Here is a 21,194-nt window from a genome sequence, read left to right as displayed (position 1 = left end):
AGGGGTTGAGGGTTATTGACATCAGCTTAATCAACTCCTTCAATCGGGGCAAACCCCTGACGCTGAATATTTTCCGTAATCGTGCGCGGTTCTAAAAATTGGAGTAAATAATCGGGTCCTCCTGCTTTAGAACCTACCCCTGATAACTTAAATCCGCCAAAGGGTTGGCGCGAAACAATCGCCCCGGTAATCGTGCGGTTAATATAAAGATTCCCGACTTCAAACTCGGTAGATGCCTGATCAATATGGGACGGTGTGCGGGAATATAATCCTCCCGTCAGGGCATAATTTGTCCCATTTGCCACAGTCAGGGCGTCGGGAAAATCTTTGACTCGAATCACCGCTACAACCGGACCAAAGATTTCCGCTTGAGCAATTTTGGCATCGGGTGAAACGTTGGTAAAAATAGTCGGACTCACAAAATAACCCGTTTCGGGGACTTGACATTCCACCGCAATTTCTGCCTCTTGCCGTCCTTTTTCAATATAGTCCTGAATCCGATTTCTGGCAGTAGCATCAATCACCGGTCCAACTTGAGTGCTGGGTAATTCCGCCGCCCCAATATTTAGCGATCGCGTGGCTTCAATTAATCGTTCGATAAAGGTATTATAGATAGGGTCGAGAACAATTACCCGTGAACAGGCGGAACATTTTTGACCACTATACCCAAATGCCGACTGCACCACTCCCGCCACGGCTTGATCTAAATCCGCACTTTCATCCACAATAATCCCATTCTTCCCGCCCATCTCGGCAATTACCCGTTTCAGGTGCGTTTGACCCGGTTGAACCATTGCAGCATCGGCGTAAATCCGACATCCGACTTCCTGAGAACCGGTAAAGGCGATTAAATGGGTATCGGGATGCTTCACCATATACGCCCCCACCTGGGAACCCTTACCGGGGACATATTGAAACACACCCTGGGGAATTCCGGCTTCGACTAAAATTTCTGCCAGTTTCGCTGCAATCACGGATGAGGCTTCAGCGGGTTTGAGTAAGGTACAATTTCCCGCGACTAACGCCGCTACTGTCATTCCCGTCGCAATCGCCAAGGGGAAATTCCAGGGCGAAATTACCACCGCAATTCCTCTGGGTTGATAGACATAGCGATTGGTTTCGCCAGCCACATCATAGATATAGCCGCCCTCCAGCCGTTCCATTTCTGAGGCATAGTAACGGCAAAAGTCGATGGCTTCGGAGACTTCGGCATCGGCTTCCCGTAAGGCTTTGCCGACTTCTAAGCATATCCAAGCCGAAAGTTCTTCCCGACGCCCTTCCATTAATTCCGCCGCTTGACGCAAAATATCCGCCCGTTGTTTAACTGGGGTGCGACGCCATCCGGGAAAGGCGGATTTGGCGGCGTTTAAGGCAGTTTCGGCTTGGTCGATGGAGAGTAATCCCACTTTACCGATTATTTCACTGGGATTGGAAGGATTAACCGAATCAACGGTTTCGGGGGTGGGTTGATAGTCGCCGTTAATTAAGGGATAGTAGGTTTTCCCTAATTGTTGGCGCACCGTTTCCAGGGCGGTTTGGGCTTTTTCTCTGGCGTCGGTTTGGGCGTAATCGGTATCTGGCGCGTTGGCGAATTGTAGAGACGTTGCATGCAACGTCTCTACAGGTTCCTCATCCACCACAGGAGGGGCGATTAATTCCTCAACCGGGCGTTCTTCTAAACTTTGACGCAGGAAGGAACTATTGGCGGTATTTTCCAGTAAGCGACGAATTAGATATGCCATTCCTGGTAACAGTTCCCCGTAAGGCGCATAAACCCGCACCCGATGTCCCCGTTGCACTAAGGCTTTTGCTAGTTGATCTCCCATTCCGTAGAGAACTTGCATCTCGAAGTGGCGACGAGGAATATTTAACTGTTCTGCAATCGCGATGGCTTTGGCTTGCGATCGCACGTTATGTGATCCGATGGCAGCATAGAGATACTGGTGATTTTCTAGCAATAGTTGGGTCATTTCCTCGAAATTGGCATCCGTGGCGCTTTTTTGGTTATAGACGGGTTGTTGCCAATGGTTTTGTAAGGATTTTATCGTTTCCTGATCCCAATATGCCCCTTTGACTAAACGCACGGTGAGGGGATTGCCCCGTTCTTTTGCCCAGGTGATAATATCTTTTAAATCCCCTTTGCTGTCTCGTAGATAGGCTTGTAGGGTGATACCTAAGTCTGTGCGATCGCGGAATTCATCTTCCATCAACAAGTCTTTGAGAATGCCCAGAGTCATGTCTTTATAGACATACTGTTCCATATCAAAGTGAACCGCCGCCCCCAATTCCTGGGCACGACGTAACAGAATCCGGATGCGATCGCACACCCGTTTTTTGCTAACCTCTGGATCTAGGGGGTCAAATTGGGAATAGAATGCGGTTAACTTGACAGAAACTTGAACTTGTGGTAATTCTTCCCCATCGGCTTGATCAATTGATGGTATCGTTGACCACTGTTTCGCTTCCTGGGTAAGTTGTTCCATCAAATCCAGATAGCGTTCCAGATACGACTGGGCTTCGGTTTCGGTAATCACGGCTTCCCCCAGTAAATCTAGAGTAAATGCCATCTTATCTTTCCGCAGACGTTCAATCGTCTTAATTACCTGCTTAATCGTTGCCCCAGCGATATACTTATTCGCTAAGGTTTCCACCGCCGTAGATACCGTTGAAGCCGCTAATTGTCCCGGCATCGAGTCAGGATTGGCAAAGTTGAGTAAATTTTTCAGGGCGGCGGGAAGTTCCACCGACTCATCCCCTAAATAGTCTTGCAAATGACGGGCAATCTCAGTCTTACTCTGAAGGGCGGGTAAGGCATCAATGAAGCGAAAAAGCTGCACCCGCAAACCCGGATTACTCATCGCCCAAGCTAGGAGTTTATCATCCCAGCGCATTTGATCCCGCATTTGGGCAAAAAAGGAGCGTTTTTGCCGCGTGGCGTCGAGAAGCTGTTTGGCAATTTCAGTGGTTTGGGTTTCGTAGATGCTATTGGCGACTTGTACAACCACGGGCGGGTAGACTCCTAATTCTGGGCTAAAGCATTGATCTCGAACTCTTTATTATATCCGGCTAGAGCCAATTGTGCAGGTTCGGAGTTGCACGAAGCGTGCCATAAGCGCTGGTATCGCTTACAACAAACCTTTGGGTCAGATTCTAAGTAGTCGGACAGAATTAACGTTAACCATGAGGACAAGGTAATAGGCAACAGTAACCATTTGAAGCTTGTTAACATTTCTTAGTACAGCGAAAAAACTTATGTCCAGGTATTTGCTGTGATCGCTTGAAATTTTCAGGATGATTGCGATCACATCCTCTTCCCAAGACCTGTGAGACTGTTCCTGAGTGCTGATTCAGGAGCAGGTTTGCCATAAGTAGGTGGACACAATTAAAGTTAACGGTTGAGAACAGGGAACAGGGAACAGGAAACAGCGAACACTAAGGGTTTGAGGGCGATTGACAAAACTTAATAAAGTACCCTTTTCTTTTGTCCGACTACTTAGTTTTCAAATAATCAATAAGTTGTTATGATCAGGAAAAACCAGAAAAATTATTCGGGGCAAACACTTTCTAGTGTCTAGCTTTATTGAATAATTTAAATAGACTTTATTGGGGTTATTTCTTAATGGTTTTTAGAGCAAGGAAACTGAATACGTTTTTCGCTACCTCATGTACGGTTTCTCTGTTGCTAATCTCTGGAGATGCCTACGCGCAGAGCATCACACCCGCCACCGATGGCACAGGTACAGTCGTTACTATTGATGGTCAAACCTATAACATCACTGGCGGAATGCTCTCTGGAGACGGGCAAAATCTGTTTCACAGCTTTGAGTCTTTCGGTCTGACCCAGCAGGAAATTGCCAACTTTCTTTCTAACCCTGAGATTCGCAACGTTCTAGGTCGTGTAGTTGGTCGCAGCCCTTCTCAAATTGATGGATTGCTACAGGTGAGTGGTGGGGCTGCTAACCTCTATCTGATGAATCCAGCAGGAATTGTTTTCGGACCGAACGCCCAACTCAATGTGCCGGGGTCTTTCGCTGCAACTACTGCAAGCAGCATCGATTTTGCGACAGGGCAATTCAGCGCTTTTGGAGAGGTTAATTACCAAGCGCTAGCGGGAACACCCCAGAGCTTTTCTTTGGTCACCGGAACCTCTGGTTCTATCGTCAATACAGGTGATTTGGCAGTCGAGGCAGGCAACAATCTTGCCTTGGTGGGGAGTACCGTTGTTAATACGGGGACGCTAACAGCTCCCGGCGGCACAATTACGGTAGTTGCCGTACCCGATACCCAGCAGGTTCGGATTAGTCAAGATGGCATGGTGCTAGGATTGGCGATGAATGCTGATGAACTAGCGCAGGTACCCGCCGACCAACCCATTGCCGCGAGTTTGCCAGAACTGGTGACGGGTGGGAATGCTGACATTGCCTCGACTATTCAAGTGGATGAACAAGGTCGAGTGTGGTTGACAGATTCCCAGACGATGATTCCAGATGAACCGGGAACCGCGATTGTGAGCGGAGAGATTAACGCGGCGAATGATACGGCTCCCGGCGGCACTGTGCAAATCCTCGGTGAACAGATCGCTCTGTTAGATGCCACAGTGGATGTCTCCGGGACGAGTGGCGGTGAGGTTTTTGTCGGCGGAGATTTGCAAGGAGGCGGTGACTTACCGACGGCGCAATACACCGTTGTGGATGACGGCTCGCTGATTCGGGCAGACGCCCTAAGTGATGGCGATGGCGGTCAGGTGATTCTATGGGCGGATGGCACCACCCAGTTTGCCGGAGACATTAGCGCTCGTGGTGGTATCAACTCTGGCGATGGTGGGTTTGTGGAAGTGTCTGGCTTAGAAAGTCTGAACTTTACAGGGAATGTCAACACCAATGCCCCAAATGGAGCGCCCGGTACGTTACTGTTTGACCCTGCTGACATTACGATTACGGCTGGGGGAACTGCTGGTGGCTTTGATGGGGATGTACTTTTTGAAGATGCTGGACCAACAGAGATTTCTGAAGCACAGATTGAGAGTTTAGCTGGGAATACCAATGTCACGATTCAAGCGACTAACTCAATCACCATTGAGCAGATGTCAGACGGGTTTCTAGCTTTTCAAGCTGGCTCAGGATCAATTACATTTGAAGCAAACGGGACATTCGTTTCTGACAGCAGCATTATTACCAATGGGAGAGACATAAACATCACCGCTGGAAGCATTGCTCTGGACTCTTTAGTACTATACGACCTCAGCACATCTGGCGGTTCAATTAGCCTAACAACTACTAGTGGTGATCTTACTTTTAGAAACATCACTGCTGGTCTTGTAAACAATCCAGGGGATGTAGAAATTTCAGTAAGTCCTGGTAGTAGTTTGAGTTTCGAGAACATCGGTGCTGAATCTTTAATCGGTTCATCCATACCTCCTGACCCTCTAGATGGAACAATCACTGTTAATGGTGTTGTTCAGCCTCAAGGAAACCTGTCTTTTTATGAAATTGTGGGTGGCGTTCCTACTGATGGCAGCGAAACTCCTGGGGGCGGGACTCCCGGTGGTGGTGGCACACCCGGTGGTGGTGTAATTTCTGGTGGTGGTGTAATTCCTGGTGGCGGTGGAACTTCCGGCGGTGGAACCACTGTTAATGTCAACGGAGCCATTGTCAATATTGGCTCTACCGGCTCAAGAAACAACGGCTATGCAGGGTCAAATATTGACACATCTTTCAGCATAGATATCCCAGGTGTGGGTCGATTTAGCGCTAATAATCTTCATATGTGGAATGCATATGCACGGTCTGAAATTGCTTGGAATACAACTTTCCAAGGGGTTCGCGCTTGGGATGCAAAAAATTCGGCTATGGATACTGAGTTAAGGACGTTCAATACTCAAATGCGAGGTGAGATCTTACTCGATAGCGGGTTTTAGCTTCAGACTATGCTTGATCACATTCAATTGTACTGGAATACCTGTAGAAATAAGGAGCGTAAATGTTCTCCAAATCAACCATTTTATCAGTTTTTCTGATGTTCTCAGTAGTTGGAACAGCTAATGCATTACCGACTTCAGATGACTTTAACTCTGAGATGAATGCAAGTAGCCATTATATGTTCAATGAACGAATTTATGCTCAGACAGATGGAGAGGTAGAAACTATCATCCTTCAGCTAGGTTTAACAGATGAGCAGATAGCTCAGCTTTACCAAGTTGATCGGCAGTTTAGTCCTAAACTCGATGAGCTTTACCCGGCGTGGAATGCGGCACAAGAAGAGTTAGAAGTTTTAATTAGGAGTGAAGATGCTTCAGAACGTGAAGTGAGGAAGAAGTACGAAGAAGTTGAGTCACTGCGTCGGCAAGTTTCTGAGTTACAGTTTGAGCGACGAATGGCTATCCGGGAAATTTTGAGACCAGAACAACGATTACCTTACGAGGAATATATTGAACAAAGAATTGCTGAGAGCGATTCTTGATCGCGAATTGTAGAACGAATAGCACTGAAATAAGATGGGTTCGTAGTCGCAACTAAAGTGCCTCAAGCGCTAAAGCGCTTACTACAAACGCTTAAGTCAGTGACATTCAATTGTAGAACGACTGTTACCTGAAAAAATTAGCTTTCATCTTAGACGCTCATGAGAGTTAAAGATGAATGGCTAGAGTTTTAGTGTGCAATAATGTGTGGTGTGAGTGAATATGGGTGTTAAATACCGCAAGTTTAGTTACCTGGCTTCTTGGATTATTCTATTAGGACAATTGAACGCTGGTGAGGTATCAGCAGAAATTTCGTTTAGTGCAGATGACCTCAAAGATATCGAAACGATAGCTGGCAACACTGAGAAATGGCAAGAGCAGCTGTTAGATATTGCCCAAGTATCTGACCCCAATCAGGATCGGTTTCCACAACCGTTGCCTGAGCCTGAATTAACAGATCCAGAGGAGGAAGAACCTGTCCTACCGCCGTCCGAAACGGAAACCGATCCGATTAGTCCAGACGTTTCTGAAGCGGAAGTAGAAGTGACTGCGATTGAAGTCACGGGCAGTACGATTTACACCTCTGAAGATTGGCAGAAGTTCACACAGCCGTTAGAAGGGCGAACAGTAACAGTAGCGGAATTGAGGGCTGCTGCTGATGCAATTACTCGCCTTTATCAAGACGAAGGCTATTTGACCTCACGGGCAATTTTACCCCAGCAAGAAGTTGTCGATGGCGTTGTCCAGATTCAAGTGATTGAAGGCAGCCTGGAAGAGATTCAAATTGAAGGAAATCAACGAGTTAAATCCGATTATATTAGTAGTCGAGTGAGGTTGGGTGTTGATACTCCTCTCAATGCCTTTAAACTTGAAGATCAACTCCGCCTGCTGCGTCAAAATCCTTTATTTGATACCCTCAGCGCGACTCTGCAACCGGGGACAGATTTGGGACAAAGTATTTTAGCTATTGAAGTGGATGAGGCAAATCCGTTCTATGGATTTGCCAGCTTCGACAACTACTCGCCTCCGAGCTTGGGGTCAGAGCGATTAGGAATAGGTGCAGGCTACCGGAACCTGACGGGGTATGGTGATAATCTCTTTGCGTCATACTACGTGAGTACGACGGGAGGTTCTGATTTAATTGATGCCTTCTATCAAATACCCGTTAATCCCATGGAAGGCACGATTCAACTACGCACCCAATTCAACTGGACTGAAATCACGGAAGATCCCTTCGATGACCTTGGCATTGAAGGTGATTCACAATTCTATGAACTTAGCTTCCGACAACCCCTGATTCGTACTCCAACCGAAGAGTTTGCGCTTTCCCTAGCATTTAGCTTTGAAGATGGTCAGACCTTTACATTCGATGATATTCCTACACCCTTCGGTTTTGGACCCGATGAAGAGGGTGTGAGTCGTACTAGCGTGTTCAGATTTGGGCAGGATTATATTCGCCGTGATGCTAAGGGTGCCTGGATACTACGCTCTTTGTTCAATTTTGGTACCACTCTATTTGATGCCACGTCTAATCCAGAGCCAATTCCAGATAGCGCTTTCTTTAGCTGGAATGGTCAGGTGCAAAGAGTGCAGCGTTTAAATGACAATCATACGCTTGTTACTCAAGCGAGCGTTCAGTTAACCCCTGATCCTTTATTACCGTCTGAACAGTTTGTTATTGGTGGATTTTACTCGGTCAGAGGGTATCGAGAAAGTGTCCGTAATGGTGATAACGGCTTGCGTCTTTCAGTAGAGGATCGAATTACCCTATCTCGCAATGATAGAGGAGAGTCGATTCTTCTGTTAATTCCATTTGCCGACATAGGGTATGTCTGGAACCAAGGCGACAATCCTAATGATTTACCCGACCAAAAATTTCTAGCCAGTATTGGTACGGGTATTCTTTACGAACCCGTAAGAAATCTGAACCTCAGGTTAGATTATGGTCTGCCGTTAGTTGATTTAGACGATCGCGGCGATAATCTTCAAGACGATGGGTTTCATTTTAGCGTTAATTACCAATTCTGAGACGAAATTGGCTATCTGAATGTCACGCTCCTTAAGTTTGGTGGGCAATGCCCACCCTACGGACTCGGCAAGGTTTTAGCGATCGCGCCATGCAAATTTTCAGTGCCATCCATCCTAATCTAGCTTACTCACCGGATGCAAACCCCAGACGCGATCGCAACTTAGCCTACCAACTATCACTCAAACTGCACTCAAACACACTATACTCCATCCACTGCCCCATACCCACCACTTTACCTGAGAACCAAAGCTTACAGTAATTGTACTCAACTCATTACAAGAAACCGTAAGGGCGCATGGCGTGCGCCCATGATATTCACCCATAATATTGCAGGATACACCCCAAAAATTGAGTCAAGGGCGACCCGATCAAATTGAGTGAATAATATTGTCAATTGGTGCAAGCGGGTCGCCCCTACATTAAAATTAATCGCTAGGACAGGATAAAGGTAACGTAAACTCAAAGGTTGATCCTTCAGTTAGCACACGGGTAACGCTAATTTCTAAAATTACGACTCCATTAATGTTTTTCTCTTTCAACCCAGACAATCACATTATTTAAACCTTAATATCAATAATGGCGCAATCCTTGCCGTAGTGCGTTTAGCGAAGCCATGCCGCAGGCTTTGCATCTTGCTCGCTACTAATACCAAATTTAAATGCATGACAGCTTACCGCCATCAGAGACATTTACAGGTGCAGGACTTTACCCTTGGAATTCAGTGATGCAATTACGATTACTTGTACAAAACCGACTCCTTCAATGTCGAGACACGCTCAAGTACACTTGTGATCTCCTCGTATGTAAGTCCATACTCAGCCAGTGACTCACTCAAGTGCTTGGCAATCGCTCCAAAATGTTCGGGTTGTAAGTTTAATCCAGAGTGAGCTTTTTCCATTGAGCGTCCGGTATATTGATTGGGACTTCCCAACGCATGGGAAATAAAAGCGGTTTGATGACGCCGTTGCTTTTCCATATCAGTGTTAGCAAAAAAGTGACTGACGGTATCATCTGCTAACACACGCTGGTAAAAATCATCCACAATTTGAGCAACAACTGGCTGTCCGCCTAACTTCTCGTATAAGGTTAGGGTTGGTGGTGTATGCATATCCGTTTCTAAAAGTTAATCGTTTACATTTGGCATTCTATCTCAGTGGTGGATGAGGTAACGTCTCTCTTGAGTACAGGAATAACGGAGTCATAGCTCTGCCGAAAGTTGGATTTAAAAAACTATGATTATATTGTTTTTATAGAATAAATAAAAAACAAAATTAACTAGAGACATGACATATAGCGTCTCTAAAATATGGAAAAAAATGCTTTTATTAAGACTGTCTTAGGTAGAATGCCACTGAATTAAAACTGGTGGGTTGAGCGAAGTCGAAACCCACCCTATGGTGTATCCAAGGTTTCGGCGATTCCCTAATGCAAATTTTCAGTGCCATTCGTCTTAGGTGTGATTTCCCCCAGAAAACCTAAAGTAATACTTTATCCGTTAGCTGAGTTTTGATGAGGAATAACTAACTTGGAATCAGAATTACCGGAGTGATAATTTCCTGTTGTATCTGTTGGTAAAGGAGAATTACGGAACAGCAAAGTATAGATATCAGTGGGCATCTCAATATTTGCCTCTTGTAGTGCTTCTTTTATACTTTGACAGACTTGAGAAGTCATCGTCAAAAACCCTAATCGTCGCGAATCTACCCAAAACCGTACTTCCAGATTCACCGTACTCGCGGCTAATTCTATCACCAAAATTTCTGGAGGCGGTTCTTTTTCTATTCCAGAAAGTGAGGCGAGAGCGTTTTTAATCACTTGTTTTGCCTGAGTAATATCAGCATCATAGTCAATACCAACCATCACCGAACTACGACGACGCGGTGAAGCCGTATTATTAATAATACTGGCAGAAAATACTTCCTGATTCGGAATATAAACTAACCGCCCATCATAGGTTCTCATTGTCGTTGCCCGGAGGTCAATCTGCGTAATCGTCCCCTCATAATCACTAATCACCACCTGATCATTAATGCCAAAAGGTCGAGCCGCGAGTAAAATGACTCCAGAAATATAATTACTCAAGACATCTTTGAGACTGAAACCAATCGCTACACTGGTGAGTCCTAATGCCCCTAATAATGCGCCAAAATTTAGTCCTAAAACCCCTAAAGCAACAACTGAACCCAGTACCCAGACGCCACCATAACCCAAACGTCCAATAAGAATTTCCGTACTGCGATCGCCTTCTGTCCGTTGCGCCCAACTAAAGCCAATAAACCGCACCCCTTTCGCCACTCCCCAGGTAATCCCAACCATAACCAGCGCCCCTAATAAAGAGGGGAGATTCGTCACCGTATCCCGTAAAAGTTGTCGTACTGTTCCATAGAGACGCTGTCCCACATCAATCGCCAAGGACGGTTTTTTTATTGCCTGATTCAATTGTTCTGCCCATCTCTCGGCTAAGGCTTCCACTGACAACCCAAAATCTTGGGCATCTTGTTGAGTAACCGTCATTAATACTCGGTTATTCAATCGCAACGTTGCCACTTGACGAGGGTCATCTGGGTTCACTGTCACCTGTCCTAAAGTTTCTGATTGTGCCAAAAGACTGTTAACCCGCCGATTAATAATTTTTGCCCGTTCTCTTGCGCCCAAATCCGCCAGGCTACCCACTTGAAATATAGGTCTACCTCTAACTAAAATATCGGCAAAATAGACTTCACTATCGGGATTATTTTTCAGGGGTGAATTCGCGGACGCTGGTATAGGAACCATCTCGTCTTGGGCGACACTCCGGTGAGGACTAGCTAAGAAAAGAAATCCAGTGGCAAAGACGACAAGAGTGAATCGACGCGAACCTATCCCTTGCCAAGAATTCAGTAGCATTTTCATAAAATAGTGAGTTTTCGGCTTTCTGAACCAAAACAGACTACATTGCCCATCCCTAGTTTGACTTCTAGCTAGAGACAGGTGAGCACTGAGACATAAAATTCTGTCCGCCTACTCACCAATGTTATAGCAGCGGACATCCCTACTCATTGAAATGGTCACGGGCGATCGCTTCCATAGCGGCTTCAAGTTGCGATAAATCGCGTGTTACAACATCCCAGACTGTATCGGTGTCAATTTCCATATACTGATGCGCCAAAAAATTGCGAAATGATTTGATCCCATTCCAATCGACTTCAGGATGTTCATCTTTCCAAGCCTGGGGTAATAGAGTGGTTGATTCTGCCAATGTTTGCAGATTGTATAACGTTGCCTTGATCAGAAGATTATTTTGCTTAAACTCCGTTTCTCCCTGGATCGTCCATTGCCGAATTTCCGAGATGGCGTTGCGAATGTAGATAATATGATTGACGGCTCTACTCATTCCTTAAATTCTCGCCGATTTATAGTTCGATCGCCTCTTGGAATACATTCTCAGCAATCAGCGGACTTAAGCCCCGAGTCGTCGTAATATCTACCTTGCTTTTCAAGAAAGACTCTAACTCATTGATTAATCCTCCCGGAAACCAAGCACTCGTGCAATTTCGGTCATAATCAATCAAAAAATCAATATCGCTCTCATCGGTTGCTTCACCTCGTGCTACAGAGCCAAATACCCGTATACTATGAGCGCCATGCTTGGCAAAAATGGCAAGCAGCTCATCCCGGTGTTCTTGCAAGTCTTCAATTGTTCGGATTGCGGTTGAACAGCCCATTTCACTCCTGGTATTGGATTCTCAGCCTAATCAGTTGGGTTTACTTGGGTTTTCCAAACCTACATTACTGTAACGGTAATCGGTAGGGGCGCATGGCGTGCGCCCATCATATTTACCCATAACATTAAGCGTGCGCCCAAAAATCTGAACATTTAATTCCGATGCCAACGAGTCACACCACCCGCTTGATCAATCAGCGTAATCCCTTGGGCTTTGAGTTCATCCCGAATGCGATCGCCTTCCGCAAAATCCTTCTGTTTCCGCGCCTCAGTACGTTGCTGAATCAGCGCCTCAACCTCTGCATCACTTAAACCACTCGTCGATTCCTGACTGATTTCCTCCCCTTGCGCCTCTAATCCAAACACCTGCGCCAGTTCTACCAATGTCCGCCATTGTGCTTCTAATTCCTGGGGTGATGTCCGGGTTTTCCCTTCATGCACCAAAATATTCCCCTCGCGCCCCAAGTCTTTTGCCAGTTCAAATAATACAGCTAACCCTTCGGCAAAATTAAAATCATCATCAACAGCAGTTTGAAACCGTTCTACCGCCGCCGTTTGCCGTTTCCCCGAGTCTTGCCACCCCAGTTGTTCACCATACTGATTCCCAAACAGCAATCCTTCCTTCAGCGTATGCCACCCATTCGTCGCCGCCGCCAACGCCTCATCGGTAAAATCCAACGGTTTACGATACTGTGCCTGGAGGACAAACAACCGCACCGCCATCGGATCAGTGGGGCGATCGAGTAAATCCCGAATGGTGATAAAATTCCCCAGGGATTTCGACATCTTCTCCCCATTCACAATCACCATTCCCGTATGTAACCAGTAACGCGCCAAGGGTTGACCCGTCACTGCTTCTGATTGGGCAATTTCATTCTCGTGGTGGGGAAACACCAAATCCGATCCCCCCGCATGAATATCCACCGTGTCCCCCAAATTGTCCCGAATCATCGCGGAACACTCAATATGCCATCCAGGGCGTCCCGCCCCCCAAGGCGATTCCCAGGCGGGTTCTCCGGGCTTAGAACCCTTCCACAGGGCAAAATCAAAAGCGTCTTTTTTCTTAGCCGCCTTTGTATCCTCAACTTCAACTCGCCCACTCGCCCCCGCTTGCAACTCCTCTAACTTACGTCCCGACAGTTTGCCATACTCACCAAAACGACGCACGGCATAGTAAACATCTCCGGCGGCGGGGTAGGCGTAATTTTTCTGTTCTAGGTCATAAATTAGCCGTTTAATCCCATCCAGGCAATGCGTCGCCCGGGGATAGGCATCCGCCTCATCCACATTCAGCCGCGCCATATCCTCAAAATACGCCTGAATGAAGCGTTCCGAGACAGCCTCCATCGAGGTTCCCTCTTGTCGCGCCCGATTCAGGATTTTATCGTCAATATCGGTAAAATTCTGTACGTAGTTCACATCATAGCCACGCCATTGTAAATAACGACGGGCAGTATCCCAGATAATGCAGGTTCTAGCATGACCCAAATGGCAATAGTCATAAGCGGTGATGCCGCAGCAATACATCCGCACCTTACCCGTCTCTACAGGGGAAAACGGTTCTTTACGACGGGTGAGTGTGTTGTACAGGGTTAGGGTCATGGCACAAGAACAGTAAACTCAGTTGGGAACGGATACGCAATAATGAGAAAGGATTGGCATATCCAGCGTACAGCTTGATGTCTTATTGAATCACATCTGTACGTTATCTTCCTATATTCTGACGTTCACAGACAGTTCAACATAGCGCCTTATGCAATCAGTTACAACTCAGTCTGCATCCGATCTAACCATGGACGCGGCGATACATGGCTTACCCGTCACGATTATTACTGGATTTCTCGGTAGTGGCAAAACGACGCTGCTTAATCATATCTTGAGCAACCAAGACGGTGTAAAGACTGCCGTTTTAGTCAATGAGTTTGGCGAAATCGGCATTGATAATGAACTCATTGTCACCACCGGGGATGACATGGTGGAATTGAGTAATGGTTGTATTTGCTGCACCATTAATGAAGATTTAGTCAATGCCGTTTACAAGGTACTCGAACGGGAGGATAAGGTGGATTATCTAGTGGTGGAAACCACAGGATTAGCTGATCCCCTACCCGTCGCCCTCACGTTTCTGGGAACCGAACTGCGAGACATGACGCGCCTCGATTCCATCGTTACCGTGGTAGACTGCGAGAATTTCAGTTTGGATCTATTCAATAGCGAAGCGGCATATAGCCAAATTGCTTACGGCGATATTATTCTGCTGAATAAAATCGACTTAGTTGATGAAGGTGATGTAGACGCCTTAGAGGTAAGAATTCGCGAAATTAAAGAAGGGGCGAGGATTATTCGCACCACTCAATCCCAAGTGCCATTACCGCTGATTTTAAGTGTAGGATTGTTTGAGTCGGATCAGTATTTTGATGAGTCATCGGATCATGACCATGATCATCACGATCATGAGCATCACCATGACCACGATTGCGATCATGACCATCACCATCATGAGCATCACCACGATCATGATCACTCCCATCACTTAGAAAATGATGGGTTTACCTCGATTTCCTTCCAGAGTGATAAACCCTTCAACATCCGGAAGTTTCAATATTTCTTAGACAATCAACTGACAACGAATATTTTCCGGGCTAAGGGAATTCTCTGGTTTGACGAAAGTCCAAATCGCCACATTTTTCACCTCAGCGGTAAGCGGTTTAATATTGAAGATGATCAGTGGAAAGGGGAAAAGAAAAATCAATTGGTGCTGATTGGTCAGGATTTAGACTCTGATAAGTTGTACAAGCAAATTGAGAATTGTCTTTGTTTACCCTCGGTAAATCGAGGTAAAGGATTTGGGACTTAACATTCTCCCTTCGTCATTCGTCATTTGTCATTTGTCATTCGTTTACTCCCCCATCTCCCTCTGCTCCCAGACGTGCCATGGCACGTCTCTACACCGCTCCCCCTTGATTTAAGGACATTCCGGATGCCGCCCCCCATGACTACAGATATATTGCAACTGATTGGTATCTAAATTTTTCGCCCGGGCAAAATTCACCCCCTGTACTCGCGCTCCCGACGCGGCGGCTGGAGGTTGGGTGATAAACTGATCCGATTTAACAGGCATCGCTGTGGCAAACATAGCGCCTAGGAAATCCGTTCCTGTCACCTTCGCCCCGCGTAAATCTACCGCACTCAAATTCGTATTCTGTAGCTTGGCATTTTGCAATTGAGCCTGACTCAAATTTGCTTTAACCAATTTCGTCGAACTCAAATCCGCATCCTGTAACTTGGCATGACTGAAATTGGCTCCCGATAAATCAGCCCCTTGCCAATTCGATTGGGTCAAATCCGCAAAGCTAAAATCTCCGCCAACGGCACTCACTTGACCGAGACTTCCCCCATGTAAATTCACCAGAGACGCCTTTACCTCTCCTAAATTCGCTCCCGTCAAGCTAGCATTTTCTAATACAGCTCTCCTTAAATCAGCACCAATTAGTTGAGCGCTGCTGAAGTTCGCGCCAATGAGATAGCTATCAGCTAAATTTGCCCGATTGAGAATTGCCCGGATCAAATTTGTGCGAGCCATCAAAACATTATTTAAATTTGCCCCGGTTAAATCAGCTTCCTTGAGTTCAGCCCCACTTAAATCCGCAATCCAATCATCAAATGTACCCCAGCGTTGATCCGCACCCGCCCCATAAAAACGGCTGTTTTGGAAACTGCCCCCAGCTAAGATGGCGGAACGGAAATTAAGTCCGGCTAGGTCAAGGTTATCCAAAACTAAGGTAAATTGAACTGAACGGGTGTCCATTTGACTCAAGTCAGTGCGACTCAAATCCGCGTCGTGCAGTTGACTGCTGTAGATGGTGAGAATTTTGGCGATCGCGCGATTGGTTGCCCGTTGTCGCAGGGCGACTAACTGCTGCTCTCCCGGCGTTCCCCGACGGGCTAATGTGTCTCGGTCATTTTGCAGCGCCTGATTCAACCGTTGCAACGGAGGTAGGGCTTCAGCACCTTTACTGACTAAGGCTTGCTGTAGGGTATCAATCAGACTCGGTGTGTTTTCCTGTCCCAATAAATCCACCAGAAACGGCACAGCACGGGGATCATCCAGCCTTGCCAGCGCCAGAATTGCCGCTTGTCGTTCTTCTAGGGCTGTGGCTGAGGTAGAACTCAACTGTTTAATCAGCGCTAGAAATACTTGGTTATTCTGTTGGTTAAATTCTCGCCAATTTGCCTGACGTTGAATATACACCTGAGTCCCGACAAACGTTCCCAAAACCGATGCCATTCCTGTAAATGAGAGAATTAGCAAGGTTGCTCCAGGATGGCGGCGCATCCACCACCACAGATGGGGGACTCGTCGAGATGAGGATTGGGAGGTGAGGACGATGGTGGTTACGGAGGGATGATTCGGCTGATCCTGTCTGGATGCGTCACTACGTTGATGCCAGCCGTTGTCAAATTCGAGGGTAACGGAGTGATCCCGATCAGCTGATCGCCAGCCGTTGAATGAGCCGGATGTCAATCCCTGAGACGCATTCACCACATAAGTACCTGCCATGCGATCGTGGAAGGTGCGGCGTCGTGAGTGAATCCAACCACTGCCATGTTCTACGAGTAGCATGACTCCCGCCAGTCCTAATAAAATGCCAAAGTCGGGAAATGCACCCGTATACCGCCACAGCAGATAAGCTGTACCGAGAGGTAATCCCCAGCGTCCGACTGCCTCACGCCAAACTGCCCGAATTAATCCCGGTGGGGTTCCCATTGGTGTCACCACCCGCAGCTTTAACCACTGTTTGGGCGTGGTTTGCCCTGTTTTCCCCAGTTGGTAAAGCTGCCAACTAACTACCACGACAGGTATAACAATTGCCCCACACCAGAACAAATTAGTCAGGGGGGCAACCTGACGATTTAATCGCGCTCGTGGATATGCCAGGGTTTTCGCGATCGCCTCTTCCGTTGCTGCGACGACAGGATTTATGGGAACGGGTTCAGCCGGGGAATGGTCTTTGGCATACTCGCCGATACTGTACGGAATGACCGCACTTGCCGTCACTAACGACACTTCCAGAACCACGGCTGCTAACCGCCGGGTCATCATCGGCAATGCCCGGTTTAGTCGCAGTGAAAATGATCGACTAACCGCTTGATTATGGACTTGTTTTATGGTAGGGCTAGTCATGTTCAATTCTCACGCGACGCGGATAAAGGGTGGGCAACTATTGGGGAGACTTAGGGGTAATGAAAAATTTATACACTACATAGAGGATTATTCCCAATAGGGCAAGGCTAATTAACGAGGTAATCAGTTGGAAAACAGTCTTCAAGAGGGATAAACTCAAGCTGCCGCCGACAATCACCACAATAACTTTACCAACGGTAGGCAGGCTGTTAAACCAAGCACTGATTTGATTGAACCGTTGCTTCATCGGATAGGTGTTATAGAAGGGCGGTTGAAAGGGATTGCCCACGGGCGTGAATTGGTCGTCGTCTCGATTCGGTTCCATCTGCCAAGAGAATTAGGTTGTAGAAATCAGGTTATATGTTTTGATTTTATCGGTTTGAGCAAGGTTTGGGGCAATTCTTAGGGGGTCAAACAGCGCCCATCGGGTAGAATTAACGGTTAAGTGACCAGACGTGCCATTGGGCGTCTGTAGGGGCGGGTTTTACCACTAACGTTTCGTTTTCACCCTGATATAACTAAACCCGCCCCGACCTAACTGTTCAATTATCACAAATTACAAATGACAACTGACGAGTGACAACTGACAAACAGGAACAGAGTCAGTTTCACGCTGTCTATTTATTTAAGATAATCAGCTTGAGAAAGATTTAGAACAATAAATAGTGGAGCTTAAGATAATGAAACGACTCAAACAGTGGATAATTGTTCCAACCACCTTAGCAATGCTGCTAGCGAACGCAGGTTTGCTCCATAGTCAAACCGTGCAACGGTTAGCGCCAGGATTTAATGCCCTAGAACTCCAAGGCACTTCCGCTCAAGGGAACAATTGCCAAGTGGGTAATATCCAACCGCAGTATACAATCACATTGGAACAAGACTTCGGTTCGTTGAACTTCAGCCTCCAAAGCGCTGGTCAATCGGCTTTGATCATTGAACCATTGAATTCAACAGGTGAACCCGTGGCAAGTGGTAGACAATGTGTGTTAGCCACTGCGCCAGGGCAAACCGTTGAAGCACCGGGATATTGGGAAGAAGGCACTTACAAGATCTATATTGTCGATAGCACTGGAGGGCAAAGTTATACTCTCTCCATTAGTCAGTAGCTAGGACAAATAAAGAAAAATTCAAATCGCTCAATCCCTTGTCAGGCAAGCTTTTTTCTGCACTATTGCCCATTGCCTATTGCAAGAAAGCCTAGCGCGTAGCGCTATATCTGACAATGGGCTTAATCTTCAAGTTGCTTTACTGAAACCTCTACGGCGTCTACATCAATCGTACCCGGCGGCGTCAAGCGGTTAAACTGACCCTGTTCGACTTTCAACAATTCGCCACAGTTGGGACAGCGACATTCGGTACGATTAAACCCGGTAAACTCGTAGGTACAGACAGGACATTTGTCCTCAACCAAGTTACGCTGCAACCACCAGCGGAAGCCAATCCAGCCAATCACAGGCGCTAGGATGACTAACCCAATCAGAATTAAGAATCCGTTGACCAGCCAGCCCAAGCCAACTGTTCCCAGTAAGAGAAAGGTGGCTAATAGGGTGAGCCAACAGCCCACGCCTGATAGGTTAAACTGAGCAAGTTTTGGATCGTACTGGTTCACGGTACTTTTTGGAAACTGACTATCTCCATCCTAGTTCACATCGGTTCTAACCTGAGAGGTGAAAAGCTACACCCTACCAACAACGGTTTAACTGCTAATCATTTCCGCTGATGCAGATTGCCCTAAACGGGGTTCAGTACCGACAAGTAGGCGCTGAATATTGGCTCGATGGCGCAAGATAACGTATAGTCCCGCCACAACCCCAAATAGCTGATAGGGCAATGGTTGAGCTAAGACTATCATCAAAACAGCAACTGCGATCGCAGCCGCAATCGAACCCAGAGAAACAATCCGCGAGAAACTGACTACCCCAATAAAGATTACCAATACACTCAGCGCGACGAACCAAGACATAGCCAATAAGACGCCTAACCCTGTAGCGGCTGATTTTCCTCCCGTAAAGTTAATCCAGATTGATTTACTGTGACCCAACATAGCCGCCAAAGCGACAACAGCCACCAACCAAGGTTTCCAGATATCCGGCATCACGGATGATCCCGTTAGGGCAAAGAAGCCATGTACCAACGCAACAGCACCCACTCCTTTCGCCGCATCAACCAGTAAAACGACTAAAGCTGGACCTTTTCCCAGGTTTCTCAAAACATTGGTCGCCCCCGTTGATCCCGAACCGATTTCCCGAATATCAATTCCTTTAACCAGACGTCCTGCCAAATATCCAGTTGGAATTGAGCCAAGTAAGTAAGCACTGATCAGCAGTAGCCCAATCCAACTCAACTCACGCATCATTGTTTTAAACCCTCCACAATTAAAAATCTAGGGGAGATAGTTACTTTATTTATTGGAACATCTCCCCTAGCCGATTTTATATGGGAGCGTGTGATACGGGTAAGGGCATGGCAGGAAAATCGTAACATTCGTTACCTATATCTCCCTCTTATGACCGAAGGGTGGATTTTTTTGAGAGGTGATCAGTAGATTCCTTAGTAATTACTCAGTTGCTGAGGATCGGGAGCAAAGGCTAACCAAAGCGGAAATTGCAGAATTGAAAGACTAATCTGGTCTTCTGTTTCATCCACAATAATTAAAGGAAGTTGCTTCTGGGTCATTAAGCGATCGGCTTTTTGCACGAGGGCGGATGGTTCCTCAAATAAAACGACCCCCCGTTCTGGACCAAAATCACTGCGGGCAATACCCAGACAATCCTGCAATCCTCTGCGCCACTCTCCTAGCCGTTCAGGGGTATTGGCAAGAACCAAGGTTCGTAGTCTATCACCGTAAAGCGTCCGCATAACAGACATCACGGCGGAGGCGACCAAAATATTTTGCAAGCGGCTACCGATAGTGCGAATCGCCCCACGCCCCCCTTGACTAAAAAACCAATTGGACACTCGCTCGGCATGAATTGGCTCAAACGTGCGACGCAATTGCCAAGGCGGACCGTAGTAATCTGGCATTTTGCGGTATTGGTCAATAATGTCCCGAATTTGCTGGATCTGATCCTGAAACGCCTGTTCAGCAAATTTGGGTGTAGGAGAAGAAACTGGCGACTGAGGTTTATCCATCCTAGGTTGGGAAAATTCTGCCGTCGGTTCGGCTAATTCTAACTCTTCCGCCGCTACAACCAAGTCTTGTAAACTACCAACCAAATAGTCTTTAAAACCCTGCACCCGAATTGCCAATTCTTGAGATACCCCAGCAAATGTGGTTCGCATTTCCGTGCGAATGCGTTCTCGGCGGCGTTCTAGTTGCTCCACAGAAATTAAAAGGGCTTGCTTGCGCTGCTCTAATTCGCTTAACCCCTCTTGGAGCATTTGTTGGATGGTGGCTTGGGTTTTGGTTAACTGGTCAGATAAAATCAGATTTTGGCTGGCTTGTAGCTGGGCAATTTTTTGCCTCAACTGTTGTTCTTGCGCCTCAAGGTCCGCGATCGTTTGAGTTAAATTCGCGACGGTTTCCTGTTGGTTTCTTGATGGTGTCATCTGACTATCATCTGGCGCAGGTAAATCTAAAGCATTTGAAGAGTCAGCTTGGGGTTGTGTCACGTTAGATTGGTCAGATGAATTGGTTAACGGCTCAGATCGTTCTGCTTCGGGTTTTTGCTCTGGAGAGTCTTCATCAAATTCCTCAGAGATTGGTTGTTGTTCTAAATTGGATTCTTGGGTTTGTGGTTCGTCTGAATTCATTGAATAATTAATATCTGATAATGATTTACATTCCCAACCCCTAAACGGTGGGACTATTCTCTAGGGC

17 protein-coding genes are annotated in these 21,194 nt (G+C 46.7%); 6 read left to right on the top strand and 11 right to left on the bottom strand.

Going from position 1 to position 21,194, the window contains the following annotated elements; translation table 11 throughout:
* Positions 1-26 precede the first annotated feature (26 nt).
* Positions 27-3,005 carry an L-glutamate gamma-semialdehyde dehydrogenase gene (gene pruA, locus RIB93_RS31435; protein ID WP_446379055.1) on the bottom strand — a complete coding sequence of 993 codons (2,979 nt, stop codon included), beginning with the start codon at positions 3,003-3,005 and terminating at the stop codon, positions 27-29.
* Between the two features lie 614 nt (positions 3,006-3,619).
* On the opposite strand from pruA, the gene RIB93_RS31430 reads away from it, so the two are divergent.
* From RIB93_RS31430 to RIB93_RS31415, 4 genes are all read left to right on the top strand, one after another.
* Entirely contained in the window at positions 3,620-5,917 is a 2,298-nt protein-coding gene (locus tag RIB93_RS31430; RefSeq protein ID WP_446379053.1) for a two-partner secretion domain-containing protein, read from the top strand.
* A 98-nt stretch (positions 5,918-6,015) separates the two neighbouring features.
* Positions 6,016-6,459, top strand: coding sequence for a Spy/CpxP family protein refolding chaperone (locus RIB93_RS31425; RefSeq protein ID WP_446379051.1), 444 nt, complete (start codon positions 6,016-6,018; stop codon positions 6,457-6,459).
* 220 nt (positions 6,460-6,679) lie between these two features.
* The gene (locus RIB93_RS31420) at positions 6,680-8,485 is read left to right on the top strand and encodes a ShlB/FhaC/HecB family hemolysin secretion/activation protein (protein ID WP_446379049.1); all 1,806 of its coding nucleotides are present in this window, start codon (positions 6,680-6,682) and stop codon (positions 8,483-8,485) included.
* A 47-nt stretch (positions 8,486-8,532) separates the two neighbouring features.
* A complete protein-coding gene (locus RIB93_RS31415) occupies positions 8,533-8,745 on the top strand; it encodes a hypothetical protein (protein ID WP_446379047.1) in 213 nt (70 codons plus the stop codon).
* Positions 8,746-9,222: 477 nt separating this feature from the next.
* Here RIB93_RS31415 and RIB93_RS31410 read toward each other — a convergent pair whose 3' ends face one another.
* From RIB93_RS31410 to cysS, 5 genes are all read right to left on the bottom strand, one after another.
* On the bottom strand, positions 9,223-9,594 hold the full coding sequence (locus tag RIB93_RS31410) for a group I truncated hemoglobin (RefSeq protein ID WP_446379045.1): 372 nt from the start codon (positions 9,592-9,594) through the stop codon (positions 9,223-9,225).
* 380 nt (positions 9,595-9,974) lie between these two features.
* Positions 9,975-11,378, bottom strand: coding sequence for a mechanosensitive ion channel family protein (locus RIB93_RS31405; RefSeq protein WP_446379043.1), 1,404 nt, complete (start codon positions 11,376-11,378; stop codon positions 9,975-9,977).
* A 139-nt stretch (positions 11,379-11,517) separates the two neighbouring features.
* Positions 11,518-11,859: a HepT-like ribonuclease domain-containing protein gene (locus RIB93_RS31400; RefSeq protein ID WP_446379041.1), complete on the bottom strand. Its 342-nt coding sequence runs from the start codon at positions 11,857-11,859 to the stop codon at positions 11,518-11,520.
* A 19-nt stretch (positions 11,860-11,878) separates the two neighbouring features.
* Positions 11,879-12,190 (bottom strand): nucleotidyltransferase family protein, encoded by a 312-nt coding sequence (locus RIB93_RS31395; RefSeq protein WP_446379039.1) that lies wholly within the window; start codon positions 12,188-12,190, stop codon positions 11,879-11,881.
* 152 nt (positions 12,191-12,342) lie between these two features.
* A complete protein-coding gene (gene cysS, locus RIB93_RS31390) occupies positions 12,343-13,791 on the bottom strand; it encodes a cysteine--tRNA ligase (protein WP_446379037.1) in 1,449 nt (482 codons plus the stop codon).
* Positions 13,792-13,942: 151 nt separating this feature from the next.
* Between cysS and RIB93_RS31385 the strand changes: the two genes are divergently transcribed.
* Positions 13,943-15,046 carry a CobW family GTP-binding protein gene (locus RIB93_RS31385; RefSeq protein ID WP_446379035.1) on the top strand — a complete coding sequence of 368 codons (1,104 nt, stop codon included), beginning with the start codon at positions 13,943-13,945 and terminating at the stop codon, positions 15,044-15,046.
* A 108-nt stretch (positions 15,047-15,154) separates the two neighbouring features.
* On the opposite strand, the gene RIB93_RS31380 is transcribed toward RIB93_RS31385, so the two are convergent.
* Positions 15,155-17,374 (bottom strand): pentapeptide repeat-containing protein, encoded by a 2,220-nt coding sequence (locus tag RIB93_RS31380; protein ID WP_446379033.1) that lies wholly within the window; start codon positions 17,372-17,374, stop codon positions 15,155-15,157.
* 37 nt (positions 17,375-17,411) lie between these two features.
* On the bottom strand, positions 17,412-17,699 hold the full coding sequence (locus RIB93_RS31375; protein ID WP_446379031.1) for a hypothetical protein: 288 nt from the start codon (positions 17,697-17,699) through the stop codon (positions 17,412-17,414).
* 355 nt (positions 17,700-18,054) lie between these two features.
* Here RIB93_RS31375 and RIB93_RS31370 point away from each other — a divergent pair, with 355 nt between their 5' ends.
* Entirely contained in the window at positions 18,055-18,480 is a 426-nt protein-coding gene (locus RIB93_RS31370; protein WP_446379029.1) for a hypothetical protein, read from the top strand.
* 122 nt (positions 18,481-18,602) lie between these two features.
* On the opposite strand, the gene RIB93_RS31365 is transcribed toward RIB93_RS31370, so the two are convergent.
* From RIB93_RS31365 to RIB93_RS31355, 3 genes are all read right to left on the bottom strand, one after another.
* Positions 18,603-18,983: a hypothetical protein gene (locus tag RIB93_RS31365; protein WP_446379027.1), complete on the bottom strand. Its 381-nt coding sequence runs from the start codon at positions 18,981-18,983 to the stop codon at positions 18,603-18,605.
* 87 nt (positions 18,984-19,070) lie between these two features.
* Positions 19,071-19,730: a glycerol-3-phosphate 1-O-acyltransferase PlsY gene (gene plsY, locus RIB93_RS31360; RefSeq protein ID WP_446379025.1), complete on the bottom strand. Its 660-nt coding sequence runs from the start codon at positions 19,728-19,730 to the stop codon at positions 19,071-19,073.
* A gap of 194 nt (positions 19,731-19,924) precedes the next feature.
* Positions 19,925-21,127: a DUF3086 domain-containing protein gene (locus tag RIB93_RS31355; RefSeq protein ID WP_446379023.1), complete on the bottom strand. Its 1,203-nt coding sequence runs from the start codon at positions 21,125-21,127 to the stop codon at positions 19,925-19,927.
* Positions 21,128-21,194: the final 67 nt, after the last annotated feature.

The sequence above is a fragment of the Coleofasciculus sp. D1-CHI-01 genome (assembly GCF_040218875.1).
GTDB lineage: Bacteria > Cyanobacteriota > Cyanobacteriia > Cyanobacteriales > Coleofasciculaceae > Coleofasciculus.
This window is presented reverse-complemented; position numbering and strand designations above follow the sequence as displayed.